The following is a 10,915-nucleotide window of genomic DNA, read 5'->3' as shown; positions in this document are numbered from 1 at the left end:
TTATTCAGCAAGCCCTAATTGGAACCGGCTTGCGCTTGCTGCGGCTGATCGGCTTCATCGTCACGATTGGCTTCACTGCATTCTACGTATCCGTTACCACCTTCCACTATGAATTAATTCCGCACACGATGCTGCTCAATCTGGTCGAGTCGCGCAGCAGGGTTCCGTTCCCGCCGCTCTATGAAGCGCTATTAATGGAGACGACGATCGAGCTGCTGCGGGAAGCCGGGGCTCGCCTGCCGACCAAGATCGGACAGACGATCGGCATCGTAGGAGGGATCGTTATCGGCCAAGCCGCCGTTCAGGCCGGATTTACGAGTAATATCCTCATTATCTCCGTCGCTACTTCAGCGATTGCTTCATTCGTCATTCCGAGCTACGTGATGAGCGCGTCGCTGCGGCTGATTCGATTCGGCCTGATCATCCTCGCCGGGGTAATGGGCAACTTGGGATTGTTCATGGGCATCGGTATGGTCGTTATCCAGCTATCGGGCATTACGAATCTAGGAGCTTCTTATCTCACGCCGGTGGCGCCCGCGAATGCCAAAGATGCGCTGGATACGTTCGTTCGCGCTCCCTTCTGGACGCTTGTAGGACGCCCGACCATTACTCGCACCCCCAATTCCGTGAAGAGCAAAATGCGCAAATAAAGGTGGCTGCGATGAAGGAGAAGCTGAATTGGTTCCATATCGCCCTTCTCGTCCACATGTTCGAGCTGGACACGACCGTGTTCAGCCAGTCCCGCGTGCTGGCCGAGAACATCGGCACGAACGCCTGGGCGGCGTTGATTCCGCTGTCTGCCATAGCTTCAATGAACCTATTGCTGTACCTGTGGTTGTATCGAATAGGAGGCGGCCAATCGGTATACCGGCTGATGCACGCCGTTATACCGAAGCCGCTGCTCTATCCCGTCTATCTCGCGCTCGCAGGCTTCTGGATCTATATTGGCGGCCTGACCGGCAAGAATTTTATATTGATCTCTCAAATGTTCGCCTTGTATTCGACCAATCCAATGGCGATCTACCTGTTGTATTGCGGCATGGTCTTTGCCTTGCTGACCAAAGGCTTGTACGCTATCGTCAAAGCGACGACGGTCTTCTTTTTCATGTTTATCTGGGTCAATGCCTTAGTGCCCTATTTCGCGACGGAATGGAGCGTCCATCGGCTGACGCCTTACCTATTTCAAGGCGCGGAGCACGGCTTGTCGCTGCACGGCCTCGCGGAATCCTACGTGATCTTTGCGGGCTACGAGTTCTGCTTGTTCCTATTTCCGTACACGGACAAGAAGAGCAAGCTGTTCAAAGGCGTGTTCCTCGGACACTGGGTCATTACCCTGCTGTACACCAACTCCGTGCTGCTCGCCTTTGGCTTCTTCAGCTTCGAAGAGGTCCAAGAATTGCAATTCCCGCTCATCTCCACGCTTGAATATTTAGAGCTTCCTTTCCTGAATCGGCCGGAAAATCTGGTGTTTACCTTCTTTATCTATCCGAATCTCATCTCATCCGTGCTCTTCGGCTTCGCCGCTCTGACCGCGCTGCGGGAAGTCTTCTCACGCGCCAAGGGCAAGTGGCTCGAAGGAGCGATCGTTATCGCGATGTTCTTAAGCGGATATGCCGTGACGACGCTGATTCAATCCGAGCTGTTGATCCGCAACGCCAAATTCATCGAGATAGGACTCGCGTTCGCCATGCCGGCCGCGTTGATTCCGATTGCATATATCGCCAGAAGGAAGGGAGCGGGCAAGGGGGCATGAGAAGATGGGCAGCGGCATTGTTGTCGGTTCTCCTGCTAAGCGGATGCCGTGACGAGCGAATTATTGAGAAGATCGGTTTTATTCGGACCATTGCTTACGATACGACCAAGGATGAGGGTGAGAACTCGGAGAGCGGCAATCTGAGAGTCACGGTAAGCATTCCGAAGACGAATCAGAAGGATACGATTCAGTATTCGACCGTGGCGAAGACGGGGAAGCAGGCGCGCTTGATCTTCGATCGCCAGAACGACCGGAGGCTCGTGTCCGGGCAATTGAGGCAAGTGCTGTTCACGACCGATATCGCCCGCCGAGGCGTCTGGAGCGAAGTGAATTCGCTGCTGCGGGATCCGGGCGTCGGCATGCGGATTCATCTGCTCATCGTCGAGAGCGACCCGGAGCGGTTGTTAGCTGCCAAATTCACGCAGGACAACACTGCAGGGGATTATATTGATCATTTGGTTCGGACCGAGACTCGAACGACGGACATTCCGGATACGAATATGCATATCTTCGCGCGAGACTATTATGACGACGGGATCGAGCCCGTCATGTCCATCCTGCAGCAGACGCCGAACAGCATCCGAGTCGGCGGCATCGGTCTGTTCCGCGGGGACCGGTATGTGGGGAAGATCGAGGCGGCAGACAAAGTCTACTTCGGTGTTCTTCGCGGCAAAGTGCAAACAGGCGAAGTATTTATCGACTTTCCAGACGATGGGTACTCCAGCCAATACGCCTCGCTCCACTACTTCACGAGCCGCCGCAAGATCCGGATCGAACGCGCGGGTCCAATGGAGGACGGCCAAGGGCTTCGCGTGCGAATACAGATCAAGCTCCGCGGCTCCCTGCTGGAATATCGGGGAGGGCTTCAATTGGAGCATCCCAAGGAGCAGAAAAAGCTGGAAGGGGAGATCGCCGGTTATTTCCGGCAGAAATGCGAGGAGACGATTCGGCGAATGCAAGAGCTCCATTCGGACGCCATCGGAATCGGGCAGCGCGTCCGCGATACGATGTCCTATCGGGATTGGAGGAATCTGGACTGGGATGAGGCATTCTCCAAGGCTCGAATCGAAGTTCAGGTGAATGCCGACATTCGGAGCTACGGCTCGATCCAATAATCGGGCGGTTATGCCCATTATTCGGGTTCCGGCTTCAAAAAGGGCCTTGGCCCAGTTCCCCGGGAGCGCCGGCGGTGCATATATTATCGTGAGTCCCGGAAGCAGCCAAGCGAGACGAAGATGCCGGTTCGCCCGGGTTCCAACCTGCGGCGCGCGGATCCGAGTGAGGCTGTACGCCCAAAATTACCGGGTTATCGCACCAGTGTTCTAGGGATTTCATATTCTAAATCAATAGTATCCCTAAACCTTGTAATCATTCCATTCCCGGGCAAGGAGGGGTGACACACGTTGAAAGGCAGCGATCACAAAAGCAAATTCCTTCTGACCAATCGGGAACGCGAAGTTTTCGAATTGCTTGTGCAGGACAAGACGACCCGCGACATCGCCCAGCAATTGTTCATCAGCGAGAAGACCGTTCGCAACCATATATCCAATGTAATATACTTTGAATCACACAAATAGAAAAGCCTTGATGCAACTCATTTTTTACAGGGAGGAACGTATGAATGAGAACGTGGGAAATGGTTAACGAACGATTGAAGCAACACCTTACGAGCAACGGGATAACATTCGAAGTCACCGGCGATGTGATTCACACTGATCTATGCACCATCGAGATCAGCGGTTATCCGAACAAGCCGGAGTATTGGGTTAATGAAGTTCGAATCTCTCGATTGGACGGTGTATCCGAAGCGGTCCAGAGCTGCATCTCACCTATGTCATCGGAGGTGTGAGTAGTATGAAAACGAGCGTTGATCGCATCCGATTCTACACGCGCAAGGCGAACGAGTACAGCGCGCTGCGCTTCGACCAGTTGCGCCGCCGCACAAGCCGCCGAGGGAGTTGCTACAGATTCCCGCGTCTGATACAGTACAAAAGCCTGCTGAATGAGCGGCTACGCCTTGAACGGTTAGATAATTTTTAACTCGAATGGCAAATAAGAGAAAACGAAATGAGTACCGTGCAAGATGTTGGACTTTGAACGTGATATATTTGTATCATCGAGAAATCGAACAGAGGACACCGCGAGGGCGTGAACGCCCCAACCATATGCGCTGCCGGAAGCGGCCCGCCGGCGCTCGAGAAGCCATTCGCTTATGCGGTGGCTTTTTTCTTTGCGGTGAAACACCACTCGATTCCTTGACCCTGAGCGCCGTTGGGTCCGGCGCTCTTAATCATTCTTGTTCCGGAGAGCCTGCTTATAGGGCTCTCATTTCGTTTACTCCGTTCCTCCCCAATCATTCCCATACAACATTCCGCAGCGGGGCAAAGCCGCGGAACGGGGATCCCCTTCTTGGGCGTCGATGCCAGGCGTTAAGGTTCGGATCGGCAGCGCACGCGGCCAGCGTCAAAAATGGTCGCACCTATCATCATGCGTGGTAGTGTCAGCGGCAAACACGGGATAACAAGTTCCTGGGCTCCAGCTTCGGCTACTCCCGGGTGGCAAACCAAAGTCGAGGTTCGAGCCCTCGGCCACGCTCCAACTGTCCGCTAATTTAGGTACAGTTTTCGGGTGTCCGCTAAAATAGGGACGGTTTGAGAGTGAAAGCCGCATAAGATCAAGGCTTTGCGGCGTTTCGAACGTGCTATTTTTGCCCCTCGCAACTGTCCGCTAATTTAGGTACGCACTGTCCGCTAATTAGAGGACGGTACTGTCCGCTAAAACGAGGACGGTTGAAATTTTTCCTACTATAGAGCGAGGGTGCCTAAAGAAAGTATTAAAGAAACATTTAAAGAAATATACCTCGCAACATTCGTTGCAAGGTGATGATTTTTGATTCTATCTGGAACAACGAAAAAGAGCCGCAGCGATTCTTCCGCATACGACTCTTTCTGACCGGTGCTTCCGGATATTGAAGGAATTAAGGAAGGGGATTCGAACCCCTGAGACCCTTTCGAGTCTACGTAGTTATCAGCTACGCGCCTTAAACCGCTCGGCCACCCTTCCATGCCATTGATAATACCATAACGTGGAAGTGATTGGCAAGTGAAAGATTTGGCCAAGGCGTTCTACAAATCGAAGGCGTGGCGACTTTGTCGTGACGCTTATTTTATTTTGCGGCACGGTCTATGCGAGAGATGCGGTGGACCAGGCAAGATCGTTCACCACAAGGTATGGCTCACGCCACAGAACATCAACGATCCGAACGTCTCGCTGAATCATGCGCTACTCGAACTGCTGTGCCAAGACTGTCACAACAAAGAACACCACGGCAGCGGAACGGTTGCTGATGGTCTGATGTTCGATGAGCAAGGGAATCTAGTGGAGAGGTGAAGTCATGAAGTATCTCGTTTACGAATGCTTTGAATGTGGCTCGAGTGAAGTCAGTAAAGACATGGACGGGTGCAGGTGTAGTGAATGTTCTGGCGCTATCTATCCTAAACGTGAAGCTACGAACGAAGAGGTAAAGGCGCTCATCACGGACAAGATCAAAAAGAGAAGAGAGAGCATGAATAACCCGCCGAATGGTGGTAGTTCAGTTATTAAACCAAGCGAAACTGTGACCGAGTTGAAGTTGAAATATCTTTCGGAGTTGTGGAAGTCTTTCGGTGAGGTGAAGCTGATTGAAGCCGACATCGCCAACCGAATGTTGCGCGTTTGCGACAGTATTGAAGCAGACCTCGGAATCCGAAAGGACTAGAGGTGCTTTAGTCTACGAAAGTGCCACCCCCCCATTCTTTATCGGGCTAAAGCATCTTGGGGACCGGTGCAGGCCCCTTCAAAGAACACGCAGGCCGCGCGCGTGAGGGGGTGTGGTCATTTTTGAAAGGAGGGAGCGGCGTTGGATGATGAAAAATCGAAGCGGATAGCGGCGGCAAAATCGAAGATTAAGCGGCAATTCTCGAAGCTTGATGCGAGAACGAAGAAGATCGCGGAATCTCTCATCGACAACGCCGCTTTCATGGTCGTTACGCTGGAAGACTTGCAGGCGAAGATCAACACGGATGGCGCTGTGAGCAAGTATCAGAACGGTGCCAACCAGTGGGGCACGAAGAAGTCGCCCGAGGTCGAAATCTACAACTCCATGATCAAAAATCACATGTCGATCATGAAGCAGCTCACCGATCTGCTGCCGAAACCGGACGATGACGGCGGCGGGCAGAAGGATGATGGATTCGACGAATTCGTGAATAACCGATGAGTGCCCTTCGGAAGAACTATCCGCTCGCCTATAACCCGATCCTCGATTATTGGGCGCAGATCGAGAACGGCACCGTCACTGTCGGCAACAAAGTACGCCGGATATACCGGAAGCTAGCTGCTGACGTCTACGACCAGAAGTCTGAATACATCTATGACCCGAAGCGCGCGAACCATGCGATCGAATTCATTGAGAACTTCTGCAAGCACTCGAAGGGCAAGTGGGGCGGTCGGCCGATCGACCTTGAGCTCTGGCAGCAGGCGTTCCTCGCCGCCACTTTCGGCTTCGTCCATGCCATAGACGGCACCCGGAAATATCGCGAGGTGCTGCTGGTTGTGGCTCGTAAAAACGGGAAGTCGACAATCGCCTCCGGCATCGGATTGTACCTTCAAATCGCCGACAACGAGCCCGGCGCGGAAGTTTACGCCGTGGCGACCAAGAAGGATCAGGCGAAGCTCGTCTGGCTCGAAGCGAAGCGAATGGTCAAGAAGTCGCCGTCGCTCCGCCGCCGAATTAAGCCGCTCGTCTCTGAACTCGTTAGCGAGTGGAATGATAGCAGCTTCAAGCCGGTCGGCTCCGATTCGGAAACGCTGGACGGTCTGAACGTCCACGGCGCGATGATGGACGAGATTCATGCCTGGAAGGACAAGAATCTGTACGACGTTATCGTCGACGGCACCAGTTCCCGCGAGCAACCGCTTATCGTGATGATCACGACGGCCGGCACCGTCCGCGAATCGGTCTACGACCAGAAGTACGACGAAGCCGAGATGCTTCTGAATGGCCTAGACGATCCGGACGGCTACAAGGATGACCACTTCCTCCCGATTGTTTACGAGCTCGACAACCGGCTCGAATGGACGGACGCTAAGAACTGGCCGAAAGCTAACCCGGGACTCGGCACGATCAAGAGCGTCGACCAGCTGCGGACGAAGGTCAACAAGGCGAAAGCCAATCCGATGCTGGTCAAGAATCTGCTGACGAAGGACTTCAACGTCCGGGAGACTTCGGCGGACGCGTGGCTGTCGTTCGAAGCGGTCGACAACCCGGAAACCTTCGATATGGAAGAAATCCGAGATTGCTATGCGGTCGGTGGCGCGGACTTGTCGGCCACGACTGACCTGAGCTGCGCGACGCTTCTGCTGATGAAACCTGGCAGTACGAAGAAGTACGTGCTGCAGCAGTATTTCCTTCCCGCCGAATTGCTTGAGCAGCGCGTCCAAGAAGACAAGATACCATACGACCTGTGGGCCGAACGCGGCCTGCTGACGCTCTGCGAGGGCAACAAGGTCAATTACAGCGATGTGACCGCCTGGTACATCCAGATGGTTAACGAGTACGGAATTAGGCCAGTCTGGTGCGGTTATGACCCATGGAACTCGAAGTATTGGGTGGACGAGATGGCGAATAGCGGCTTCGAGATGGAGGTCATTCGGCAGGGAGCGCAGACGCTCAGCCAACCAATGAAGGAGATGGGCGCGGATTTGGCGGCCAAGCTGATTAACTACAACAGCAACCCGATCCTGAAATGGTGCCTTACGAACACCGTGGTTGAGCGGGACAAGAACGACAATATTCGCCCGATCAAAGGGCAGAACCAGAGACGGCGCATCGATGGCGCTGTCTCTTTGCTTATCGCCTATACGGTGCTGTTTAACCATTTGGATGACTATCAGGCACTCATTTGAAGGGGGTGAGAGATTGCAGAAAAGGTCCATGTTCCAGATGATCTTCGGCGGACGCAAGGAGTCCACGCAGCAGCAGCAGACGCTCCTTCGGATGCTGAACGGCTTCAACCCAACGTTCAGCCCCTTCTCCGGCGAAGCATACGACAGCGACGTGGTGCGCGCTTCCGTCGATGCGATCGCACGCAACGCGGCGAAGTTGAGGGCGAAGCACATTCGGAATCGGTCGGACGGATTACAGGAAGCGAAATCGAACATCGAAACCCTTCTTGCCACGCGGCCGAATCCGTACATGAGTGCATTCGACTTCACGTACAAGGTCGTTACGTTGCTGTACATGCAGAACAATTCGTTCATCTTCATCGACTGGGACGAGATCGGGTCCGTCAGGGCATTTTATCCCGTTCCGGCGTCTGTGGCAGAGTTCCTGGAGCCGCCGAATGGCAGCAACGACCCGCGCGTTAGATTCCGTTTCTTCGGCGGACAATCGGTCGTGCTGCCATATTCACAGCTTGTTCATCTCCGCCGTTTCTTCTACAGGAACGACCTGTTCGGCGAGACATCGGACAAGGCGCTGACGCCAACGCTCGACCTGATCAGCACGACCGACCAGGGCATTTCGAATGCGGTCAAAACTTCAGCGTTCCTGCGGGGACTTCTGAAATTCACGACCATGCTTAAGCCGGATGACATGAAGGCGCAGCGAGATATGTTCGTCAAGGATTATCTCGACATTGCCAATAATGGCGGCGTTGCGGCTACGGACTCGAAGGCCGATTATGTACCGCTGAACAGCGACCCGAAGATGGTCGACGACAAGCAGATGGCGCAGATCAAGGACAAGGTTTATTCCTACTTCGGGGTCAACGAGAAGATCATCAAGTCCAACTATTCCGAAGACGAATGGAACGCCTTCTATGAATCCGTCATTGAACCGATCGCAATTCAACTGTCGCTCGAGCTGACGGCCAAATTGTTCACGGATCGCGAGCGGGGGCATGGGAACGAAATCATCTATGAGTCGAACCGCCTGCAGTACGCCAGCATGACCACGAAGCTGAATCTGATGCAGATGGTCGACCGCGGCGCAATGACACCGAACGAATGGCGGGCGGCGCTGAACATGGCGCCGATCGAAGGCGGGGACAAACCGATTCGCCGGCTTGATACTGCCGAGGTGAATGCCGGGACGAAAATGCCCGCGAAGGGAGGTGAAGAAGAAGATGCCGGAGACGATGACGGAGACTCCTAATGCGCGGTGGAAGGACCGCGAATTCCGGGAGTTTGAATTCGAAATTCGCGCGGCCGCAGCTGGCGAAGGCACGGAGGAAGAGGCGCTGTACGTCGAGGGCTATGCCGTTCGCTTCAACGAGGTAACGGTCCTGTGGGAATACGACAATATCCAGTACAAGGAAAAAGTTGACCCCGGTGCCCTGCGTGACGCAGATATGTCCGACGTCATTTTCAACTACAACCACGGCGGCAAGGTAATGGCCCGCACGCGCAATAAGACCCTGGAGCTCAAAGTTGACTCCAAGGGTCTTTTTATTCGTGCTCGGCTCGACGGTACTGAGGAAGGGCGGAAGCTCTACGAGGAAATCAAGGGCGGCTACATCGATCGGATGAGCTACGCCTATACGACGCTGGAAACGTCGTATGATTCCGAAACTCGGACGCGGACCATCCTGCGCATCAAGAAACTGTACGACGTGTCGGCGGTGGACATTCCCGCTTACGATACCACTTCCATTTCTGCACGTTCGGCCTTCGAGATGGAGATCGAGAAGGAGAAAGAAGTCGCGGCAGCGGCTGAACGGCGGCGGAAGTTGATTTTGAAAACCTATCTCTAAAGGAGCTGATCCGAGTGAATCGGAAACAACAAATCGAAAAACGAAAAGCTGAAATTCGCGCCCTGCTGGAAGGAACCGAAGCGGTCGACCTCGACGCACTGGAGAAAGAACTCCGCGATCTGGACATCGAGCTGCAGCAAATCGAAAAGCGGCAGACGCTGGCCCAAGGCATCGCAACGGCCGCCAATGACGTCGGCGAGCAACGCCAAATCCCGGGCGCAGAGAACCCGGTGAAGGAAGACCCTCAGAAAGAAGCTCGCAAGGTTCGCGAGGAACGCGGAAAAGCGCTGAAAGAGAACCGGTCCGTCACGGTCGGCAGCTCCAACGTCGTCCTGCCGAAACACGACAGCCCGACCATCAACCCGACGTTCAATGAAGTATCCAGCTTGATCGACCGAGTCAAGCCGATGGAACTCAAAGGCGGCGAGTCGTTTGAACAACCGTACCAGGAAGGATACGGAACGGGCGACTACACCGCAGAGGGCGCCGACTATGCCGACGCCGAACCGATGTTCAACAAAGCCACGATTAAGAAAACCAAGATTACGGCATACGCCGAAGATTCCGAAGAAGTTCAGAAGCTGCCCGCCGCAGATTACGACAGCGTAGTTATGGACGGAATCACAGTGGCGGTCCGTAAAAAGCTCACTCGCGAGATTCTGATCGGCGACGGTTCCACGAACCATTTGGCCGGCATCTTCTCCGCTGCAGCGACCGCGATCGATGCAGCAACGGACCTGGGCATCTCGGCAATCGACGCGACAACGCTCGACGAGATCATCTACTCCTACGGCGGAGATGAAGACGTCGAGGACGTGGCCGTGCTCATCCTCAACAAGAAAGACCTGAAAGCCTTCGCGAAGCTGCGCGACGCAGACGGCAAGAAGGTCTACGACGTTAAGAACAACGGCAACACCGGAACGATCGACGGCGTCCCGTACATCATCAACAGCGCCTGCAAAGCACTCGGCACGGCGACGACCGGGCAATATTGCATGGCATACGGACCGTTGTCCAACTACACGCTCGCGATCTTCTCGGACTTGGACGTCCAGCGCTCCACGGACTACAAATTCAAGCAGGGCATGATTGCGCACCGTGGCAGCGGCTTCTTCGGCGGCAACGTCACGGCGAAGAACGGCTTCCTCCGCGTGAAGAAAGCCGCGGCGGTATAAAGGGGGGGCTTCGAACATGTTCAAAGTGATCGAAGTATTCCAGGACAAGCACACCGGGCAACCCTATCGCGTTGGTGACATCTTCGAAGGCGACAGCAAGCGGACCGCCGAACTCGTAAAGGCCGGCTACCTCGAGAAGGTTGCCGAAGAACCCGTAGTCGTGCCCGACGACCCGGCGGACAAGGAGTAGGTGA

12 protein-coding genes and 1 pseudogene are annotated in these 10,915 nt (G+C 54.5%); all 13 read left to right on the top strand.

Features of this window, described 5'->3' with window-relative positions; all coding sequences use genetic code 11:
* Positions 1-650, top strand: a 650-nt coding sequence (locus tag H4Q31_RS01500; RefSeq protein WP_185177300.1) for a spore germination protein, incomplete at its 5' end; no start/stop codon positions are given.
* A gap of 11 nt (positions 651-661) precedes the next feature.
* Complete coding sequence (locus tag H4Q31_RS01495; protein WP_185177299.1) at positions 662-1,753, top strand: GerAB/ArcD/ProY family transporter; 1,092 nt, start codon at positions 662-664, stop codon at positions 1,751-1,753.
* The gene (locus tag H4Q31_RS01490; protein ID WP_185177298.1) at positions 1,750-2,868 is read left to right on the top strand and encodes a Ger(x)C family spore germination protein; all 1,119 of its coding nucleotides are present in this window, start codon (positions 1,750-1,752) and stop codon (positions 2,866-2,868) included. The genes H4Q31_RS01495 and H4Q31_RS01490 overlap by 4 nt, the downstream gene beginning before the upstream one ends.
* A gap of 288 nt (positions 2,869-3,156) precedes the next feature.
* Positions 3,157-3,309: pseudogene (locus tag H4Q31_RS01485) on the top strand (LuxR C-terminal-related transcriptional regulator); the annotation flags it as partial.
* Between the two features lie 65 nt (positions 3,310-3,374).
* The gene (locus tag H4Q31_RS01480) at positions 3,375-3,602 is read left to right on the top strand and encodes a hypothetical protein (protein ID WP_185177296.1); all 228 of its coding nucleotides are present in this window, start codon (positions 3,375-3,377) and stop codon (positions 3,600-3,602) included.
* A 1,253-nt stretch (positions 3,603-4,855) separates the two neighbouring features.
* On the top strand, positions 4,856-5,143 hold the full coding sequence (locus H4Q31_RS01475) for an HNH endonuclease family protein (RefSeq protein ID WP_185177295.1): 288 nt from the start codon (positions 4,856-4,858) through the stop codon (positions 5,141-5,143).
* A 4-nt stretch (positions 5,144-5,147) separates the two neighbouring features.
* Positions 5,148-5,510: a hypothetical protein gene (locus H4Q31_RS01470; RefSeq protein WP_185177294.1), complete on the top strand. Its 363-nt coding sequence runs from the start codon at positions 5,148-5,150 to the stop codon at positions 5,508-5,510.
* Positions 5,511-5,651: 141 nt separating this feature from the next.
* Positions 5,652-6,011 (top strand): hypothetical protein, encoded by a 360-nt coding sequence (locus H4Q31_RS01465; protein ID WP_185177293.1) that lies wholly within the window; start codon positions 5,652-5,654, stop codon positions 6,009-6,011.
* Positions 6,008-7,699, top strand: a complete 1,692-nt coding sequence (locus H4Q31_RS01460) for a terminase large subunit (RefSeq protein ID WP_185177292.1) — start codon at positions 6,008-6,010, stop codon at positions 7,697-7,699. The genes H4Q31_RS01465 and H4Q31_RS01460 overlap by 4 nt, the downstream gene beginning before the upstream one ends.
* Positions 7,700-7,712: 13 nt before the next feature.
* Positions 7,713-8,948, top strand: coding sequence for a phage portal protein (locus H4Q31_RS01455; RefSeq protein ID WP_185177291.1), 1,236 nt, complete (start codon positions 7,713-7,715; stop codon positions 8,946-8,948).
* Positions 8,920-9,546: an HK97 family phage prohead protease gene (locus H4Q31_RS01450; protein WP_245347265.1), complete on the top strand. Its 627-nt coding sequence runs from the start codon at positions 8,920-8,922 to the stop codon at positions 9,544-9,546. Before H4Q31_RS01455 ends, H4Q31_RS01450 begins: the two co-directional genes overlap by 29 nt.
* 14 nt (positions 9,547-9,560) lie before the next feature.
* Positions 9,561-10,721 carry a phage major capsid protein gene (locus H4Q31_RS01445; protein ID WP_185177290.1) on the top strand — a complete coding sequence of 387 codons (1,161 nt, stop codon included), beginning with the start codon at positions 9,561-9,563 and terminating at the stop codon, positions 10,719-10,721.
* A 16-nt stretch (positions 10,722-10,737) separates the two neighbouring features.
* Positions 10,738-10,911 (top strand): hypothetical protein, encoded by a 174-nt coding sequence (locus H4Q31_RS01440; RefSeq protein ID WP_185177289.1) that lies wholly within the window; start codon positions 10,738-10,740, stop codon positions 10,909-10,911.
* Positions 10,912-10,915 lie beyond the last annotated feature (4 nt).

This window comes from Cohnella lubricantis, assembly GCF_014212015.1.
GTDB classification, from domain to species: Bacteria; Bacillota; Bacilli; order Paenibacillales; family Paenibacillaceae; genus Cohnella; species Cohnella lubricantis.
The sequence above is the reverse complement of the archived record's forward strand: the minus strand, read 5'-3'. Positions and strand labels throughout refer to the sequence as shown.

Bases quoted from the DNA above. Each gene is read 5' to 3' on its own strand.
- H4Q31_RS01495 (WP_185177299.1), top strand. From the start codon at position 662: ATGAAGGAGAAGCTGAATTGGTTCCATATCGCCCTTCTCGTCCACATG.
- H4Q31_RS01490 (WP_185177298.1), top strand. From the start codon at position 1,750: ATGAGAAGATGGGCAGCGGCATTGTTGTCGGTTCTCCTGCTAAGCGGA.
- H4Q31_RS01480 (WP_185177296.1), top strand. From the start codon at position 3,375: ATGAGAACGTGGGAAATGGTTAACGAACGATTGAAGCAACACCTTACG.
- H4Q31_RS01470 (WP_185177294.1), top strand. From the start codon at position 5,148: ATGAAGTATCTCGTTTACGAATGCTTTGAATGTGGCTCGAGTGAAGTC.
- H4Q31_RS01460 (WP_185177292.1), top strand. From the start codon at position 6,008: ATGAGTGCCCTTCGGAAGAACTATCCGCTCGCCTATAACCCGATCCTC.
- H4Q31_RS01450 (WP_245347265.1), top strand. From the start codon at position 8,920: ATGCCGGAGACGATGACGGAGACTCCTAATGCGCGGTGGAAGGACCGC.
- H4Q31_RS01440 (WP_185177289.1), top strand. From the start codon at position 10,738: ATGTTCAAAGTGATCGAAGTATTCCAGGACAAGCACACCGGGCAACCC.